The sequence below is a fragment of the Microbacterium sp. PI-1 genome (assembly GCF_004337555.1).
Classification (GTDB): domain Bacteria; phylum Actinomycetota; class Actinomycetes; order Actinomycetales; family Microbacteriaceae; genus Microbacterium; species Microbacterium aurugineum.
Genome location: NZ_SJYZ01000031.1, coordinates 1 through 17,693, shown reverse-complemented (window position 1 = coordinate 17,693; position 17,693 = coordinate 1). Strand labels below are relative to the sequence as shown.

The 17,693-nt window shown below is 66.9% G+C and carries 21 protein-coding genes; 17 read left to right on the top strand and 4 right to left on the bottom strand.

Annotation, left to right across the window (positions count from 1 at the left end):
- The first annotated feature begins 120 nt into the window (after positions 1 to 120).
- The 7 genes from E0W80_RS17310 (at position 121) to E0W80_RS17280 (ending at position 4,950) form a co-directional block, all read left to right on the top strand.
- Complete coding sequence (locus E0W80_RS17310) at positions 121 to 1,527, top strand: hypothetical protein (RefSeq protein ID WP_067119732.1); 1,407 nt, start codon at positions 121 to 123, stop codon at positions 1,525 to 1,527.
- A gap of 142 nt (positions 1,528 to 1,669) precedes the next feature.
- Positions 1,670 to 2,539, top strand: a complete 870-nt coding sequence (locus tag E0W80_RS17305) for an ArdC-like ssDNA-binding domain-containing protein (protein ID WP_067119736.1) — start codon at positions 1,670 to 1,672, stop codon at positions 2,537 to 2,539.
- A 105-nt stretch (positions 2,540 to 2,644) separates the two neighbouring features.
- The gene (locus E0W80_RS17300; RefSeq protein ID WP_067119739.1) at positions 2,645 to 3,373 is read left to right on the top strand and encodes an HNH endonuclease family protein; all 729 of its coding nucleotides are present in this window, start codon (positions 2,645 to 2,647) and stop codon (positions 3,371 to 3,373) included.
- Positions 3,374 to 3,388: 15 nt separating this feature from the next.
- On the top strand, positions 3,389 to 3,799 hold the full coding sequence (locus E0W80_RS17295) for a hypothetical protein (RefSeq protein ID WP_067119741.1): 411 nt from the start codon (positions 3,389 to 3,391) through the stop codon (positions 3,797 to 3,799).
- A 4-nt stretch (positions 3,800 to 3,803) separates the two neighbouring features.
- A complete protein-coding gene (locus tag E0W80_RS17290; protein ID WP_131494290.1) occupies positions 3,804 to 4,397 on the top strand; it encodes a hypothetical protein in 594 nt (197 codons plus the stop codon).
- Positions 4,394 to 4,675 carry a hypothetical protein gene (locus E0W80_RS17285; RefSeq protein ID WP_067119744.1) on the top strand — a complete coding sequence of 94 codons (282 nt, stop codon included), beginning with the start codon at positions 4,394 to 4,396 and terminating at the stop codon, positions 4,673 to 4,675. The genes E0W80_RS17290 and E0W80_RS17285 overlap by 4 nt, the downstream gene beginning before the upstream one ends.
- Entirely contained in the window at positions 4,672 to 4,950 is a 279-nt protein-coding gene (locus E0W80_RS17280; RefSeq protein ID WP_067119748.1) for a hypothetical protein, read from the top strand. The genes E0W80_RS17285 and E0W80_RS17280 overlap by 4 nt, the downstream gene beginning before the upstream one ends.
- A gap of 165 nt (positions 4,951 to 5,115) precedes the next feature.
- On the opposite strand, the gene E0W80_RS17275 is transcribed toward E0W80_RS17280, so the two are convergent.
- The 3 genes from E0W80_RS17275 to E0W80_RS17265 all read right to left on the bottom strand — a co-directional run bounded on the left by E0W80_RS17275 (position 5,116) and on the right by E0W80_RS17265 (position 6,499).
- Positions 5,116 to 5,343 carry an SDR family NAD(P)-dependent oxidoreductase gene (locus E0W80_RS17275; protein ID WP_067119751.1) on the bottom strand — a complete coding sequence of 76 codons (228 nt, stop codon included), beginning with the start codon at positions 5,341 to 5,343 and terminating at the stop codon, positions 5,116 to 5,118.
- Between the two features lie 96 nt (positions 5,344 to 5,439).
- Positions 5,440 to 6,111, bottom strand: coding sequence for an SDR family NAD(P)-dependent oxidoreductase (locus E0W80_RS17270; protein ID WP_067119754.1), 672 nt, complete (start codon positions 6,109 to 6,111; stop codon positions 5,440 to 5,442).
- 25 nt (positions 6,112 to 6,136) lie between these two features.
- The gene (locus E0W80_RS17265; protein WP_067119757.1) at positions 6,137 to 6,499 is read right to left on the bottom strand and encodes a DoxX family protein; all 363 of its coding nucleotides are present in this window, start codon (positions 6,497 to 6,499) and stop codon (positions 6,137 to 6,139) included.
- 136 nt (positions 6,500 to 6,635) lie between these two features.
- Between E0W80_RS17265 and E0W80_RS17260 the strand changes: the two genes are divergently transcribed.
- Positions 6,636 to 7,046, top strand: a complete 411-nt coding sequence (locus E0W80_RS17260) for a helix-turn-helix domain-containing protein (protein WP_067119760.1) — start codon at positions 6,636 to 6,638, stop codon at positions 7,044 to 7,046.
- Positions 7,047 to 7,290: 244 nt separating this feature from the next.
- Here the strand turns inward: E0W80_RS17260 and E0W80_RS17255 are convergent, their stop codons facing one another.
- Positions 7,291 to 7,947: a DUF1345 domain-containing protein gene (locus E0W80_RS17255; RefSeq protein WP_067119763.1), complete on the bottom strand. Its 657-nt coding sequence runs from the start codon at positions 7,945 to 7,947 to the stop codon at positions 7,291 to 7,293.
- Positions 7,948 to 8,014: 67 nt separating this feature from the next.
- On the opposite strand from E0W80_RS17255, the gene E0W80_RS17250 reads away from it, so the two are divergent.
- The 9 genes from E0W80_RS17250 (at position 8,015) to E0W80_RS17210 (ending at position 17,374) form a co-directional block, all read left to right on the top strand.
- On the top strand, positions 8,015 to 8,545 hold the full coding sequence (locus E0W80_RS17250; protein WP_067119766.1) for a TetR family transcriptional regulator: 531 nt from the start codon (positions 8,015 to 8,017) through the stop codon (positions 8,543 to 8,545).
- Between the two features lie 2 nt (positions 8,546 to 8,547).
- The gene (locus tag E0W80_RS17245; RefSeq protein WP_067119769.1) at positions 8,548 to 8,895 is read left to right on the top strand and encodes an SMR family transporter; all 348 of its coding nucleotides are present in this window, start codon (positions 8,548 to 8,550) and stop codon (positions 8,893 to 8,895) included.
- Positions 8,895 to 9,215, top strand: coding sequence for an SMR family transporter (locus E0W80_RS17240; protein ID WP_067119772.1), 321 nt, complete (start codon positions 8,895 to 8,897; stop codon positions 9,213 to 9,215). The genes E0W80_RS17245 and E0W80_RS17240 overlap by 1 nt, the downstream gene beginning before the upstream one ends.
- A gap of 17 nt (positions 9,216 to 9,232) precedes the next feature.
- The gene (locus tag E0W80_RS17235) at positions 9,233 to 9,487 is read left to right on the top strand and encodes a hypothetical protein (protein WP_067119774.1); all 255 of its coding nucleotides are present in this window, start codon (positions 9,233 to 9,235) and stop codon (positions 9,485 to 9,487) included.
- Positions 9,484 to 10,608: an AI-2E family transporter gene (locus tag E0W80_RS17230; RefSeq protein ID WP_082914382.1), complete on the top strand. Its 1,125-nt coding sequence runs from the start codon at positions 9,484 to 9,486 to the stop codon at positions 10,606 to 10,608. The genes E0W80_RS17235 and E0W80_RS17230 overlap by 4 nt, the downstream gene beginning before the upstream one ends.
- Before the next feature lie 236 nt (positions 10,609 to 10,844).
- Complete coding sequence (locus E0W80_RS17225; protein ID WP_131494288.1) at positions 10,845 to 11,528, top strand: TetR/AcrR family transcriptional regulator; 684 nt, start codon at positions 10,845 to 10,847, stop codon at positions 11,526 to 11,528.
- Positions 11,529 to 11,648: 120 nt separating this feature from the next.
- Positions 11,649 to 12,935 (top strand): MFS transporter, encoded by a 1,287-nt coding sequence (locus E0W80_RS17220; RefSeq protein WP_165875504.1) that lies wholly within the window; start codon positions 11,649 to 11,651, stop codon positions 12,933 to 12,935.
- 46 nt (positions 12,936 to 12,981) lie between these two features.
- Positions 12,982 to 15,075, top strand: a complete 2,094-nt coding sequence (locus E0W80_RS17215; RefSeq protein ID WP_131494284.1) for a beta-galactosidase — start codon at positions 12,982 to 12,984, stop codon at positions 15,073 to 15,075.
- 73 nt (positions 15,076 to 15,148) lie between these two features.
- Complete coding sequence (locus E0W80_RS17210) at positions 15,149 to 17,374, top strand: glycoside hydrolase family 3 C-terminal domain-containing protein (protein ID WP_131494282.1); 2,226 nt, start codon at positions 15,149 to 15,151, stop codon at positions 17,372 to 17,374.
- Positions 17,375 to 17,693: the final 319 nt, after the last annotated feature.

Here is a 17,693-nt window from a genome sequence, read left to right as displayed (position 1 = left end):
TCGCGCATCGACACACTGACCCATCCACAACGGGCTCCGGCGATCACGCTGGGGCCCGTTCTCGTTGTCCGCGAAGCCCTCTCCGCTCGGCCTATACCCAGCAGAGATCACGGAGGCGCTATGTGTGACGACATCGACCACGGTGGGCGACGTTGCCCCTCGTCGACGGCAGACGGACAGCGGCGCCGGCGAGCGGACCAACGTGCCGCGGCCGCAGCCGATCAGGTTCGCGCGTTCATCGGCGCCACACCTTTCCGACCGGAGTCGGGCGAGCTGATGCGGATGAGCTCGCGTCCCAGCTACTACGACACCGATGAGTGGATCGAGTACGACGAGACGCTGCGCGCGTCAGCTGAGCGGCATGGGATCGAGATCTCGGAAGCCGACCGTGCCGATGGCCTTTGGGAGGGCGAGTCAGAGCCCGCCGGCGCCTACGTCGTCCACGCAGAGAGTTTCGAGCAGATCACGGCATGGGCGGGCGAGATCGCTGGCCGATACAACCAGGACAGTGTCATGGCGGGCTACTTCGACCAGGACGGCCCCGACCGGGTCTACTCATTCCCGGTCGGCCTCGACGAGCAAGACCGGGTGCAGCACACGCTCGACATCCTCCGAGACGCCGGCGCCTCCGGCGGCAGACTCTACGACGGCAAGCTCGAGATCGCAGAGCCGGCCTCGTACCCGCTGCCACCGGCAGCAGTGAACGCGATCGCCTCCCGGCTCGGCGTCGACCCCAGCTTCGCTCAGGCGCACGTCACGTTCGTCGAGGGGGATGAGCGCTATCTGCGGCACACGCCGATCAAGGAGATCCAGTCCCTCCGCGAGCGGTACGCCGATGCTCAGGGACTCCCTCGTCGACGCGGCATCCCTCACCTGACAGACATGGACGACATCGCGGCCGCACGCGCCTACGACGTCGCACCCCACGAGCCGGCCCACCCGCGGGTCGCCCGCTCCTACCGGTCGTTCCGGCACCACATCGCTGCCCAGTGGGACATGCTCACCGAAGCCGGCTACCGCTTCGAGCCCTGGCACGGCGAGAGCGAACAGCCTTACGCCGACTCCGCGGCGATGCTCCGAGATCTCCGCGAGAACAAGCACCTGTTCTACTTCCGCACCGACGTCTCACAGAACACCGAGGGCGCCCTTCCCCCCGATCACCCCATGGCCACCCAGATCCCGGTCACCCTCCCCACGGGCGAGCGATCGAGGATGATCGCCAACGACGTGTTCCGAGCCGTTCACGATGCTCTCGCCCACAGTGAAGGGCACCAGTTCGGGCCCTACGGCGAGAAGCGGGCGTGGTGGACCCACCGCTCATGCCTGCCACGCGATGCCCGGCTCGCGCTGTGGTGCGAAACCCGCGCGCAGAACTGCTGGACCAACGCCGGCCCCCACATGGTCACCGGCGAGTCCTCGAGCGGTGAGCTCCGATTGAAACGCCGTGGCGAAGACGGATGGGCGCCCATAAGCGATCGGCCCTACGCGCAACAGAAGTGCGTGCGCGTCCCGAGCGCCCTCACCTAACAAGCTCGCCGCAGTCAGCTCGACCGAACCGCGCGCAAGCCGCCGTCGACGACGACGACGACGAGCAGTTGACGACGTCCGCCCCCTGGCATATGATTGTGAATGTCACATTCACTGTCAGTCGCAATCGAGGGAGGACCACATGACCACCACCAAGACCCGTCGCCCCGCACGCCGCACACCCGAGGAGCGCCGCGCGCAAGCCGAGGCGCTGCACGAGCAGCTCACCGCGCAGGTCGCCACGCTGGCGGAGAGCGAGAACTGGAAGGCGTGGCTGCGCTTCGCCGGCACCGTCCGCCGGCGGTCGTTCTCCAACCAGATGCTCATCCTCGCCCAGGGCGGCACGCACTGCCTCGGCTACCGGCAGTGGGAGGCCCTGGGCCGTCACGTCGTGAAGGGCGCGAAGTCGATCAAGATCTTCGGCTACTCCACCAAGCGGATCGTAGAGAAGGACGAGACCACCGGCGAGGAGACCACCAGCAGCCGTGTCATCTACCCGGTGCTGTCGGTCTTCGACGTCCGCGACACCGATGGCGACCCGCTGCCCCAGCAGCCCGCCACCTACCTCGAGGGTGACGACGTCGACGGCCTCTTCGACCAGCTCGAGCAGTTCATCACCGCTCGGGGATGGGATGTCGCGCTCGAGGACATCGAGCAGGACGGCCTCAACGGCTACACCGATGGCGCTACCCGCCAGATCCGCGTCGACGCCAAGATGTCGCCGGCAATGCGCGTCAAGACCCTCCTCCACGAGATCGGCCACGCGCTGCTGCACTTCGAGGATGGCGCCACCCGCGAGCACCGCGGCCTGATCGAAACGGAGGCCGAGTCCACCGCCTACGCCGCCGGCGCGCTCCTCGGGCTGGACACGAGCTCGTGGTCGATCGGCTACGTCGCCGGCTGGTCCAACGCCGACGTCGACCTCATCCGCAGCACCGCCGGCAACGTCCTGCGCGCGGTGAACACGATCGCCGACGCACTGCTGGGAGACGAAGACGACGCGGCCGCGTGACGGAGGACCGGGGTGGGCCGGATCTTGGGTCCACCCCGGCATCTGTCCGCGAACACCGCTCCCCGCGGCCTATACCCAGCAGAAGACTTCCCGGAGGACCACTCAATGCGCACCCGAACTCGCCGCACCCTCGGCGCCACCCTCACGGCCATAGCCGCCGCGATCGTCGCCGCGGTCGTTCTGCCCACCCTCCCGCAGACGCCCGAGGACGTCACGCCGGCGCCAGCGATCGCAGTCACCACCGAGACCCCGGCGCAGCAACTCTCGCCTGATGCCGCAGCTGCAATGGATCTCCTCGAGGCACTCGCCCCCGCCGAGCCAGCGAACCAGGACACCTACGAGCGCGACGACTTCGGCCAGCGCTGGGCCGACATCGACCGCAACGGCTGCGATCAGCGCAACGACGTCCTCGCCCGCGACCTCACCGACACCACCACCAAGCCGGGAACCCACGAATGCGTGGTGCTCACCGGCACCCTCCACGACCCGTACACCGGGAGCACCATCGTCTTCCAGCGGGGACAGGCCACCAGCGAGTTCGTCCAGATCGACCACATCGTGCCCCTCGCCTGGGCATGGAGGCAGGGCGCCGACACCTGGAGCATCGAGCAGCGCGAGACCTTCGCCAACGACCCACTGAACCTGCAGGCGACAGACGGCCCCACCAACCAGTCCAAGAGCGACCGCGGTCCCGGCGACTGGATGCCGCCCGACACGTCCTACGCCTGCACCTACGCCGCGCGCTTCATCGAGATCCTCGCGACCTACCAACTCACCATCAACACCACCGACCGATCGGCGCTGGCCACTCAACTGACCAGCTGCAGCGCCTAAGCGCCAGGAGCACTCATGAGCACCCTCCGCAGCGTCACCATCACCGACGACACCGGCACCCGCTACACAGACCTGTTCGACGACGTCGCCCTCGACGACTACGAGATCCTCCGATCGACAACCGGGATCCGCGGCGTCGACGCGATCGTGCCGGCCGACCCCTTCGCGCCGCGCGCCTCCGCAGACGGCCCCCTCGGCGCACTGATCCTCCGCTGGGCGCAGGCGCACGTCGACGGCCCCAGCTACATCATCAGCTGGCAGTACATCGACGCGCACGACATCCACACCGTGGCGATCGCCAACACCAACACCCGCGAGCTGCACTTCGTGAACCTGTTCGGACACGTCATCGCCGGACGCCGCGCCTACCGCCTCCGCGAGCTCGCGGACGCGCTGGACCTGCTGATCGAGCCCACCTTCGAGTGACCCCATGATCCCCGACGACATCGCCCGCACCATCATCCACGGCAGCCCACAAGGCTACGACCTCGGATGCCGCAGCAAGGGCGGGTGCGCCAACCACGGCCATCCCACGCTCATGACCTGCGTCGCCGCCCACGCCGCGGCCGGCTCAGACTGGGCCCTCGGTCGACGTCCTCGCAACGAACCCATCCCCAAGCGTGCGCGCAGGCTCAGCCGCAGACCTCAACAGCCCGCCACGAACACGGAGACGCCCCCGCCCGCAGTGGCTCCTGCACCCACCGGCAAACGCCCGATGCCGCGGACACAGATCAAGCACGGCACCGCCCACGGGTTCAACCGCGGATGCAAGCGCATCGAGGACTGCCCCAACCACGGATCCGGCGACCCAACCTGCACCGAGGCGCATCGGCGCTACTACCGCGACTACCGCCGGCGGCAACGCAACGCGCGAAAGATCACCCACGGGACGGCCACCGGCTACTCCTACGGCTGCCACGATCGCAGCAAGTGCCCAGGAGACGCGGACGGGACAACCTGCCCCGACGCCGCTCGCGCAGCCGAACGCCGGCGCCGCCAGACCGCGAGGAGAACCGCCGCATGATCGACCCCACCTACGCCGCGTGGCCACAGATGCGCCGCGGCGATCGGATCCTCATCCGAGAACGACTCACAGCGCGTGAGCTGACCGTAACGGTGACCGCCACACTCCCGCCCACCGAGGGCGAAGGCCCCGGCATCATCGACGACCGCGGCCGCACGATCCGGCATCACTTCTACGACGCCAGACCCACTCCCAGCGAGACCCTCGACCAGCAAGAAGTCGACCGCCTCTTCGCCCATATCACCGCACCGACCTCGACCCGGAGCCCTCTGCGATGAACACCCTCACACCAGCTGACTTCCGGCTGCTGCAGCGCTCCCTTGAGCTCGCCGCCGGCTACGCGAACACCGAGCGCGACGAGGCCGCGATCCTCGACCTCAGCGCAAGGATCCGACGCGCGCAGTCGACCGTGCCCGCGACGCCGGAAGCTCACGCCGCAGTCACCGCGACGATCACCGCGATCAAGCACGCGGGACGGCGCGCCCCGCTCACACCGGAGCTGCTCGACCAGGTTGCCCACGACCTCATCGGAGGCACCGCCCCCGCGCCCTGAGAGACCCGCGCGGTACACTGGGACCGCGGCACCCGGCCGTTCGAGCAGGTACTCATTCCGCCCCTCGGGGCGATGATTCCTTCCTCGGTTGCGTGATGGTGAATGTGACAATTTCCTCCGCTCCGGCCGGGTGCCGCTTCTCTTCGGCCCCGGAGCTGACCACGATCACCTTTGGTTCGACCGGCGTCCCCTGAGATCCCTTCGTGTACGACGCGAGACGTCGGCGGGGAACGCGGCCGCGGCGATACCCAGGTCCGCGAGCTCACCCACGAGGTGGTCGAGTTTGGTCTTGTTGCGGGAGATGAGGGCGACGGTGAAGCCCTGGCTTCCGAACACTTTCGCGATCGAGAAGCCCAGGCTCGGGCCGACCCCGACGATGGCGATGGTGGGCATGAGTGAGTCTCCTGTAGCCGGGAGTTCCGGCGGTCAGTGGTGTCGCGGGTGACCCGTGACCCGCGCCTGGGTGGGTCACCCCGCAGTGGTGGGTGGTTAGGAGATGACGAGTTCGGCGGTGCTGCGTTCCTGGTGGAGGTCCCAGAAGGCGGCGGCGATCTCGTCGGGTGTCTTGAACGGGTAGCCCTCCGCGGGGGCGGCGTCTCCGATGGACACACCGATCGCGATGTGGGCGACGTAGACGCCGGAGCCGGCGAGCTGGTTGTGCAGGTTCAGTGCCCAGTTCCTGGTTGCTGCCTGGGCGGTGTTCAGCGTGCCGAAGAACGGGACGGGGTTGATCGATCCGCTGCCAGCGGTGAACAGGATCGTCCCGTGGCCGGCGTCGACCATCCCGGGCAGGACCGTCTGCACCGCGGTGACCGCACCAAGCAGGAGGGTTTCGAGGACGGGACGGAGGTTCTCAGCCGTGACGTCGGTGGGGCTGGTCATCGATCCGGGTCCGCCGGAGTGGGGGGAGAACTCGAGCACGTCGATGCTGCCGAAGTGGGTGCGGGCGGCGGTCAGAGCGGCGGTGAGTGCGGCCTGGTCGCTGGTGTCGGCGACGAACCGTGCCACGTTGATGCCGTGAGAGCTCAGGTCGTTGACGAGGGTGTCGAGCGTGTCGGGGTTTCGGGCGATGAGGGCGGCGTTGTAGCCGTTCTGGCCGAACTTCTTCGCGAGGGCGAGGCCGAGTCCGGGGCCCGCTCCGATGATGGCGATGGTGGGCATGCTGATGCTCCTTGTGAGGGGTGGGTTAGAGGGTGAGGAAGCCGAGCACGGTGGAGACGATGGCGAGGATCCCGAGGATGAGCGGGACGACTGCGCTCTCCTTCCGGCGGATGTGGACGATGACGGCGCCGATCATCACGACAGCCAGGCCGGCCGCGGCCAGAGGTGTCAGGACCGGTGCGATCCCGGTTGCCAGGGGGACGATCAGGCCGATCGCGCCAAGGATCTCGATCGCGCCGATGCCTTTCACGGCGGCGTCGGTTGAGTCCGCGGTCCATGCCATCCCGGACGCGGCGAGAGCTGTGCGTGGTCGGGCGAGTTTCATCAGGCCGACTGCCAGGAAGATGAGGGCGAGGATCGCGTTCACGATCCACAACGCAATGATCATATGAGTCTCCTCGAGTTCTCCGCCGCTCGATGAAAGACAACGGGATGGTTACTATCTGTTCGTAGCCCCATCATGAGTGGTCAGGTGGGAGGTTACAAAAGGCACATTCATGTACCTACCCAGAACGGAACGCACCATGCCAGACACCGCCGAGATCGAGCCACCGACACCGCTCACGGGCTACGAGGACCGGTGCCTTCAAACGGACGAGGGGCGGGCGATCCGCGACCTGATGGATCGCGTGGGAGACAAGTGGTCGCTGCTGATCATCTCGACACTCCGGGCAGGAACCCTCCGATTCAGCGAGCTCCAACGGCACATCCCCGGGGTGTCCCAACGGATGCTCACCCTCACCCTGAAGCACCTCGCCCGCGACGGACTGGTCTCCCGCACTGTGCACCCCGAAGTCCCACCCCGTGTCGAGTACAGCCTCACCCCCACCGGCCGCACCCTCATCGACCCTGCCGAAGCCCTCGCCGCATGGGCCGTCGCCCACCTCCCCGCCATCAAAGCCGCCCGCGCAGAGTTCGACGCAGCGGCGGGGTGAACCAGAGCCACCAGGAGTCCGTCGCAGCGCCACGTCGGCGTGTGCTCCGTAACACGGCTCAGCGCTGAGTCTGGGCAAGACGTCGCAGATGACATTTCGGGACAAGCACGAATACTCCCGCGGCTACCTTGATCGCGACGTGCTCTTGTGATCCGTGGGGTCCTTCAGCGCTCCCTCGCACCTCCAACTCGATCGCGTTACGCCCATGCCATCAGCGACGTCGTAATTGAGGGCCGCGCTGAAGCTAGGCGCCGGCGATTTGTTGGATGATCTGGATGGCCACGGCGACGACGAGGGCGTTGTAGAAGAAGCTCACGACGCTGTGCAGGAGAACCAGCCACCGCATGCGCACCGTGGTTACCGACGCATCGGAGGTCGCGAATGAGGTGCCGACGGTGAACGCGAAGTAGAGGTAGTCAGCGAGGCCTGGCGTATCGGTGCGCGGGAACTCCAGGCCCGGTTGCCGGGGGTGGAGGTTCTGCACGCTTTCGTAGATCTGCGCGAAACCGATGTGCAGGAGCTGCCACGACAGGATGATGCCGACGGCCGCCACGACCCCGGTGAACGTGTAGCCGGCCCGGGTTCCGTCGACGGGAGCCCGGACGGTGATCGCCAGCAGAGCCGCGTTCACTCCCACCAGGCTCGCCACGAGCGGGAAGATCCAGGACAGCGCGTCCAGTACACCCGTCCGTGGGGGCACCTGTTGGCCGCGCACGCTGCGATACCACGTCAGAGCGAGGCCCCCGAGGAGGTACCCGGCCGCGATCGCCTCCCACACAACCAGCATGACGACGTTGCCAGATATCACATAACCCGCCGCAGCGAGGGCGGTGAGGGCTTCGAGGGCGGTCACCAAGTAGTCGACACCGCGGTTCTTGCCGTGAGGCCACTGTGCGTTCACGACTCCTCCTTCTCTGGATCACAGCATATTGTCAGCGTAGTTACCTTCCGGATGGTAACCTACTGAGATGCGAACAGATCCTCGGCCTGCAATCCTGACGGCCGCATTCACCCAACTTGATGAGGGGCGGGCGGTGTCCTTGGATTCGGTTGCGCGGAGTGTGGGGCTGACGAAGCCGGGGGTGATGTATCACTTCCCCACGAAGGAAGCGCTCATGCTCGCCCTGGTCGACTCGGTCCTGGACCGGTGGGAAGAGGCGCTGATCGCTCGGTTGGGATCGTCCCCAACCGAGGCGGTCGCGTCCGCGCGCATCGGCGCGTACCTCGACTGGTCGCTGTCCGGGGGTTTCGATGAGACCGACCTGGTGGCGATGAGCGACCCGAAGTTGCGGCGATCGCTCACGCGGCGCTGGGCCGAGCGTCTCGCACCGTGGCTGATCGTGCCTGATGACGTGGACCCCGCCGAACGCACCCGACTACTCGCAGCCCGCCTTCTCGCTGACGGCGGATGGCTTGCCGAAGCCGCCAGCTTCTACCCCCCGACCCCTGACGAGCGAGCCCAGCTCCGCGTCTTCGCCCACAACCTCCTGAAGGACTGACTATGAAGAAATGGCTTCTCCTTGCCGGCGCGATCATCAGTGAAGTCGCCGGCTCCCTCGCCCTCCAAGCCGGGCAGGACCACCCGGTCTGGTACGTCCTCGTAGCAGTCGGCTACGTCGGCGCGTTCACTCTTCTCGCGCTCGTTCTGCGCGAGGGAATGGCCCTCGGGGTCGCCTACGGGATCTGGGGTGCGATGGGCGTGGCGTTGACCGCACTGCTGGCCGCACTCATCTTCGGACAGCCCCTCACCGGCGTGATGATCCTCGGCCTGGTGCTGATCATCGGCGGTGTCCTCACCGTCGAGCTCGGATCGCAAGCGGCGCAGCGCAAGAAGGAGGCGAGCATCTGATGGTCTGGCTCTTCCTCGTCCTCGCCATCGTCCTCGAAGTTGGCGCCGCGCTCTCCCTGCGCATCGCGACCGGCGGCCGGAAGCTGTTCTACATCGTCGTCGTCGTGGGCTACCTCGGAGCGTTTTTCTTCCTCACCCAAGTCCTCGCCCTTGGTCTCGGTATCGGTGTCGCCTACGGCATCTGGGCCGCCTCGGGCGTTGCCCTTACCGCGGTGGCCAGCAAGTTCTTGTTCAAAGAACCCTTCACCTGGGTCATGGCGCTCGGCATCGCGCTGATCATCGGTGGCGTCCTCCTCGTCGAACTCGGCGCCGCCCACTAACCCACCGGGCCGCGGCTATGAATACCGAGCGAACCATCGCGACGATTCGCCGCGTCCTCATCGGCAACCCCGCCGCCGACGTGAAATTCGTGGACGCGATCGCCGCCGACAGTCACTTTGTGAGCACAAACGGCCGCGTCTTGGTCCTGTTCGTCAACCCCGAGCATGGGGAACTGATCGACGAGCTGCGCCAGGCGTCGCGCTCTCCTGAGTCGGCGGCAGGGCCAGGGAGCACCGTCGGTGTGTCGGAGCATCCGAAGGAGCCCTCATGAACACCGCACGGCTTCAGTCACGAAGCTCGGCACGCAACCGACGTCGCCAGCCCGAAAGTACTCCCGCGTGGGGGCTTCCCCCGCACCCGTTCCGGTATGCCCTCGTCGCGACCCTTGGGGTGGGTGTGGGGACAGCGATCCTGGGCGGCATCGGTGCTCTCGGCACGGTGCTGGTCTACCTCGGGATTGCTTTCTTCCTCGCCATCGCGGTCGAACCTCTTCTGCAAACCGCTCTCCGACGCGGGGTGCCGAGGTGGGTCGCCGTCGTCGCTCTCGCGCTGGTCCTGCTCTTCGCCGCCGCGTTTGTCGGCACCGTGATCGTTCCCGCCGTGTCCGCCCAGGTGGCAACGCTGGCCGAAGACGCGATCGCGTTCGTCACCGCCATCCCCAACCAGGAATGGTTCACCTGGCTGGCCGGCGTCCTCGGCGGATCACTCGATCTGAACAACCTCACCCGCAGCGCACTGGCCTTCATCTCCGATCCCACCCAGTTACTGAACGTGACCGGCGGTCTGTTGCAGATCGGCACCGGAATCATCGATGCCGTCACCGGCGTGATCATCGTCACCGTGCTGACGGTGTATTTCGCGATCACCATGCCCGCCATCAAGGCCAAGGCGTATCAACTTGTCGCGTACCGGCACCGTGCCCGAGTGCAAGACCTCGCCGAAGACATCCTGGGTTCGGTCGGCAGATTCGTCGGCGGTCAGATCGTTCTCGCCATCCTTAACGCGATCGTCACCTTCATCGTGACCGCAGCCGCCGGAAGCCCGGCCCCGGCCCTCCTCGCCCTCATCGCGTTCGTCGGCGCCCTGATACCCGTCGTCGGTCCCGTCATCGGCGCCTCCATCGCCGCCCTGATCACCCTCGACACCGGGCTCATCCCCGCCATCATCGTCGCCGCGATCCTGTTCGCCTACCTTCAAGTAGAGGCCTACATCCTCACCCCGCGAGTCATGGCACACGCGGTGGCCATGCCCGGAGCACTCGTCATCGTCGCCGCCCTCGGAGGCGCCGCCCTCGGAGGCATCCTCGGCGCCCTCGTCGCCGTCCCCATCGCTGCCGCCGGAGTCACGATCATCAACCGAGTCGTCATCCCCCACCAACAGCAACAACGGTGACCCACGAGGCCACCGGAAGCGACCCTCACCCGCAGCCCTTCCGGCATCAGCTTCCGGAACGTCTCGGAGGCACATCAGGTTCTCCACGCCTGGGGTGATCCGGTAGAGCCCTGACGCCTACGCGAAAGGGCGTGGTCGGCAGCCACGAGTAAATTTCCTACACGCCTTGAATTTTCAGCGTAGAGAGCTGATACTAAATTCCATCCGCTGATGGATTTCTAGGTCTGGGGACGTGAATGGACACGGTCGAACCGCAGGTTGCCGACGTTGCAGCTCCGCGACTGGACGGGCGTGGGGGTCGTCGTGGGCCGTACGGGAAGTCGGCGATTACTCGCAAGGCAATCCTTGATGCCGCGGGCAGGGCGCTTCAGGCGCATGGCTACCGTGGCGCGTCGTTGCGGAAGATCGGCGTGCTCGCCGGGATCGACCAGTCGAGCATCATGCACTACTTCTCCTCGAAAGAGGCCCTCGTCCTCGCCGTGCTTGGGCAGGCCGACCCGCAAACGGGCGGCTTCTCTGCCGCACATCCAGTCCGGAGCCTCGCGGACGTGCCCGACGCGATGCTTGAACTCGCGCGCGCGAACACGAACGACCCCAGCTCGATGGGGACGTTCGCAGTGCTGGAAGCGGAGGCCACTGCCGTCGACCACCCGCTCAACAGCTACTTCCGTGAGCGTGGTGAACGACGTCGCGCCGACCTGGCCACCTGGTTCCGCCTGGTTGCCGACGCGGGGGTGATGAGACCGGGCGTCGATCCCGACACCGCGGCCAGCTCGCTCCTGGCCCTCTGGCAGGGAATCGAGATCCAGTGGTTGAACGCCCCGGCAGGCCTCGACGTCGCCCGACACCTCGAGCTGTTCCTGTCCCTCGTCCTCGCCGACAACTGGGAAACCCGCCTGCGACAGCTCGACGCTTTCTGAGCTTCGGCACGGCCGTCAGTAGTTTCACCTCCCCTCACCACCCGCCGCTCACTCTGAAGGACAACGATGTCGAACCTGCCTCCGCTCACCCCACCTGATTCTTCGCCGGTCGATCCCGCGATGACGGACCCGTCTCTGCGCGAACCCGTCACGGACGCCACCACCAGCAACGTGACCGTGGGCCCGGTGTCCCTGTCCCGATTCAATTGGCGGGTCGCCATCGGGCTGTTCGTCGGTGGTGCGCTGTGGATCGGACCGTACATCGCCAGCATCGCCGTACTGATGCCTGCCTTGGTCGCGGAGGTGGCGCCGGGCGAGAAGGTCGGTCTCGTTGCCACGATGGGCCTTCTCGGCGCCCTGCTCTCGCTGCTGTCCAACATCGTCTTCGGGGCACTGTCGGACCTGACACGGTCACGATTCGGAAAGCGCGTCCCGTGGATGGTCGCCGGCGGCATCGTCACCGGCCTTGCCCTGTGGGGTTTCTCGACCTCGACCACCGTTGTCGCGCTCATCGTGTGGTGGTGCGCGTTCATGCTCCTTCTGAACGCCATCATCGCCCCCATGGTGGCCGTCATCTCCGACCGGGTCACCACGAAATACCGCGGAACCGTGTCGGCCATCTACGGGGTGGCTCTCACCGTGGGCGCGACCGTCGCCTCCATCACCGCAGCAATGTTCATCTCCAACCCCCGACAGGGCCTCGTGATCTTCGCCGTCGCGGTGGGACTGTCGGGACTGGTCTTCGCAGTGATCGCGCCCGAGAAATCGAACAAGGACGAACCGCGTGCTCGCCTGAGCCCCCGCATGCTGCTCAGCAACTTCAAGTTCCCCCGTCGAGGCGCCCGCGATTACTACCTGGCCTTGTTCGGGAAGTTCTTCGTCATCGCCGGGGCCTACTCGCTCAGCAACTATCAGCTCTACATCCTGCTGGACTACATCGGCCTGGACGATCAGGGTGCCGGATCGGTCATCGCCATCGCGGGGAGTATCGGGCTTCTTATCTCCCTGGTCGTCGGGTTCGCCGCGGGCCCTCTGTCCGACAAGGTCGGTCGCCGGAAGCCGTTCGTGATCGGCGCGGCGATCATCCTCGCCATCGGAGCGATCTTCCCGTTCTTCGCCCCGTTTGCGTGGGCGATGATCGTCGCCGCCGCGATCAGCGCGTTCGGCAACGCGATTTTCGGCTCGGTCGATCAGGCACTGAACATCGAAGTGCTGCCGGACAAGCAGCACGCCGCCAAAGACCTCGGGATCTTGAACATGGCCAACTCCGGCGGACAGATGCTCGGCCCGGTGATCACCTCGATCGTCGTCACCGTCACCGGCGGATATCAGGGGGCGTTCATCACGGCGTTCGTGCTGATCATCGCCGCCGCGATCACACTCACCTTCATCCGAAAAGTCCGCTGACGCCGCCCCACCACCCCAACACGACACGATCACAGCCAGGAAGACGATGCCCCACGAATTCACCCAGGTCCTTTTCGGTGCGGCCTACTACCACGAGTACCAGCCCACCGAGCGGCTCCGCCAAGACTTCGACGAGATGAAAGCCGCGGGGTTCACCGTCATCCGCATCGGCGAGTCGGTGTGGTCGACCTGGGAGCCAGAAGACGGCGTCTTTGACCTGGAGTGGATCGTGCCGGTTCTGGAGATGGCCAAGGAATACGGCATCGGGGTGATCCTCGGCACCCCCACCTACGCGATCCCGCCGTGGCTGCAACGCCGATACCCGGAGATCAACGTCGACATCGCGACCGGGAAACCGCTCGGCTGGGGGCTGCGGCAAGAGATCGACGTCTCGCACGCCGCGTTCCGTTTCCACGCTGAACGGGTCGTTCGTGCCATCCTCGCGCGCCACGCCGCCCACCCGGCGATCATCGGATTCCAGGTCGATAACGAACCCGGCGCGTGGGTGCTGCATAATCACGGGGTCTTCGAACGATTCCGCGACTCCCTGCGCCACCGCTACGGCACCGTCGACGTCCTGAACCGGGAATGGGGACTGACCTACTGGTCGCACCGGCTTTCGGATTGGAGCGATTTGTGGCGGCCCGACGCGAACTCGTTGCCGCAGTACGCCCTCGCCTGGCAAACCTTCCAAGCCGACCTGCTGACGGAGTTCATGGCGTGGCAGACGTCGATTGTCGACGAGTACGCCGGCGACCGGTTCGTGACCACCTGCATGTCCTACGGTAGGCCCACCCTCCGAGACGACGCGGTCGGTGAGCTGTTCACGATCACCGCCGGGAACCCGTATTTCAAAGCGCAGGACGCTCTCGCGTTGCCGAGTACCGAGATCCTCCCGCAGACCTGGTGGACCCAGGGCACCTGGGGGCTGTACCACTCGGCGGATTGGATGTTCGGCACCCGCCACGAACCGTTCCTCGTCACCGAGGTCGGCGCCGGATCGATCGGGCTGTCCGCGATGAACAACCCCGCCTACCCGGGGCAGCGCCGGCAGAGCGTGTGGGCACTGATCAGCCGCGGCGCCCAGATGATCGAGTACTGGCACTGGCACACCCTGCACTTCGGTCCCGAAGCCTACTGGGGAGGTGTCCTGCCACACAGCCAGCAGCCAGGCCGCACCTACCGCGACATCGCCGCGATCGGTGAAGAGCTCAGCCAGCTCGGTGACCGGATCGTCGGGTTGACCCCGGACGCGGAGGTCGGGTTGCTGTACGACTACCCGAGTAAGTGGGCTCTGGCCGGGTTCGGCCCGCTGCCCGACGGTGACGGTGGCCGCGCTGACTCCTATTCCCCGTTCGTGCAAGCGTTCGAGCGAGGCGTCTTCGACGCGGGCCTGCAAACCCGCCTCTTCCACGCCTCCCAGCTGCTCGAGCACGACCCCGTCCAGACTGCAGCAGCTGTCCCCATCTTCGTGGCCGCCGCGTACTACGCCGCCGACGACCGCATCCTGGACTGGTTGACCGCCTACGCCGAGGCCGGCGGCCACCTCATCATCGGACCGCGCACCGGGTACGCCGACACCGAAGCGCGTGCCCGCCTCGAGGTCGCCCCCGCCCGTCTGCACGGCCCGGCCGGAGCCTGGTACGACGAATACTCCAACATCGACCAGCCGGTGACCGTCACCGGCCTCTCGGAGGAATTCGTGCTGCCCGCCGACGCGGCCGGTCTGGAGTGGATCGAGTCCTACCACCCGGCCGGAGCGGACGTCCTCGCCCGCTACGAGCACCCCTTCCACGGCGACTACGCCGCCGTCACCACCACCGCGGCCGGGGCGGGCCGGGTCACGACGGTCGGCACCCTTCCGAACCCGCAATTCGCGGACGCACTGTTCCGCTGGGCCGCAGCGCGCGCCGACCTGCACCCGTGGGTCCCGTCCGGCTCCAGCATCCGCGTGCACAGCGCCGTCAACCGGGCCGGGGAACGTTTGCACGTCATCCAGAACTGGTCCTGGACCCCGGCCGAGCTCGACGCACCGTTCCCGATGACCGACCTGCACACCGGCGCGCCTATCGACCGCGGCGACACCCTCTCCCTCGGACCCTGGGACGTCGCCGTGACCGTCACGCAGGCCACCCGATGACCCCCACACTCACCCCCACAGCCCACACGACCGGCGGGCCACACCTCCGCCGATCCGTGCCAAAGGAGACGCCATGACCGTCGACCCGTCCACCCTCACCCTCGCCGAGAAGGCGTCGCTACTATCCGGCCGTGACCTGTGGTCCACCCAAGACCTCCCGGAGCACAGCATTCCTGCCGTGGTCCTCGCCGACGGACCCCACGGGGTGCGGCCCCCCGACCTGTCTGGCAGCAACACCGGGGTCACCGCGAGCCTGCCCGCCACCTGCTTCCCGCCCGCGGTCGGCGTCGGGGCAAGCTGGGACCGGGAGCTCGCCGCCCGGATGGGAACCCGCCTCGGACAGGAAGCGGCAGCTCTCGGCGTGAACGTGCTCCTCGGCCCGGGGGTGAACATCAAACGCTCACCCCTGTGCGGGAGGAACTTTGAGTACTTCTCCGAGGACCCGCACCTCTCCGGTGCCCTCGGCGCCAGCTACGCCGCCGCTGTCGAAGCGACCGGGATCGGCACCGCGGTGAAGCATTTCGCGGCGAACAACCAAGAGACCGACCGGATGCAGATCAGCTCCGACATCGACGAACGCACCCTCCGCGAGATCTACCTCCCCGCCTTCGAAACCGTGGTCACCACCAGCCACCCCGCGATGGTGATGACCGCGTACAACAAGGTCAACGGGGTCCCCGCCTCCGCGAACCCGCACCTGATCAGCGAGATCCTGAAAACCGAGTGGGGTTTTGACGGGGTGGTCGTCTCTGACTGGGGCGCCGTCAGCGACCCCGTCGCAGCCCTCGCCGCGGGACTGGACCTGGAGATGCCCGGAACCATCGACAGCGCCGACCGCATCATCAACGCGGTCACGTCGGGGCGGATCCCCGAATCCGTGGTCGATGACGCCGTCCGGCGCGTCCTCCAGCTCGGCGCGTTCGTGCGCCCCGCCAGTGGCAGCATCGACATCGACGCCGGCCACGCCCTGGCCAAGGAACTCGCGTTGGGCTGCGCGGTGCTGCTCCGAAACACCAATGACACCCTTCCCCTGGACCAAGCGGCGCGGATCGCGGTGATCGGGGAATTCGCGGTCACCCCCCGCTACCAGGGCGGCGGCAGCTCCCACGTCACCCCCACCCGCGTCGACACCGCCCTCGACTCCATCACGGCTCTCGCATCCAGATCCAATCAGCAGGTCAGCTACGCGCCCGGATTCGGTCTGAGCAGCAGCGATCAGGGTTCTACGCTGATCGACGACGCCGTCCGGGCCGCCAACGGCAGCGACATCGCGATCGTGTTCGTCGGTCTCGCCGCCGAAGACGAATCCGAAGGTTTCGACCGCACCACCATCGACCTGCCCCAAGCCCAAGTCGCCGTCATCCAAGCGGTCGCCGCGACGGGTACGAAAACTGTCGTCGTCCTCTCCCACGGGGGTGTCGTGTCGCTCGAAGGATGGCACGACGACGTCGACGCGATCCTCGACGCAACACTGCTGGGCCAAGCGGGCGGCTCCGCGATCGCCGAGCTCCTTTACGGGGTAGTATCCCCGTCCGGGCATCTGGCCGAGACGATCCCGCTGACGCTGAAAGACACCCCTAGCTACCTCACCTTCCCCGGCGAACAAGGCCACTCCCGGTACGGTGAAGGCGTCATGGTCGGCTACCGCCACTTCACCTCCCTCGACCGGCCCGTCCGGTACCCGTTCGGACACGGCCTCAGCTACACCACCTTCCACACCGAGGACCTGACCGCCGAGGTCACCGGCCCCGCCGATGTCACCGCCCGGGTGACCGTCACCAACACCGGAACCCGGCGGGCAGCGCACGTCGTCCAGTTGTACGTCGCCACCGAGGAGGGCCCCGTCCGCCGGCCGGTGCGGGAGCTGCGCGGGTTCGACAAGATCACCCTGAACCCCGGTGAGACCCGCACCGTCACCCTCGCCCTGAACCGGCGGGCGTTCGCCTACTGGGACATCGACGCGCACGACTGGGTCGTCGCCCCCGGCCGGTACCGCATCCTCATTGGAAACTCCGTCGAAAGCATCGTCGCCGACGAGACCGTCGAGTTGGCCGGGGAACCTCGCGCCGCTGTCCTGTCCCTGGACTCGGCGGTGGCGGAGTGGTTCGCGCACCCCGTGGTCGGCAGCATCCTCCTGGACGGCTTGACTTCAGCGATGGGCGGCGAGGAGCAGAACGGGATGGGTGTGGACGGGCTGCGGATGGTCGAGTCAATGCCGATGCGGCAGTTCTTGGGCTTCACCCAAGGCGCCTTCACCCTCGAAGCCGCCGAACAGCTCCTCGAACTCAGCCGCGCCTGACCCTCCGGCCGAAAGCCATCAGGGAACGGAGAGCCGTGGCTCATCCACAGCCCAGCTGCCCCAGTCACGAGAACTGGGCGCTCTTCCGCAGTGCCCCAGTCATGCTTTCCCGACAGACCAGAATTGTGCACTGTCGAACAGTCGATTCCACCAGTAGACGTCCTGGCTCGCTTCACCCCGGACCTCGAGATGTACTTTCTCTTCTCGAGAAGGTGTTGTTGTTGCGCTTCACCGCAGGCGCCGAGGGCAGCAGACCCCATTTCGTAGCTCGTGGCGCCATCGAGTCGGGCCGCCGTGGAGCCCCCGATAGTCCCGGAGA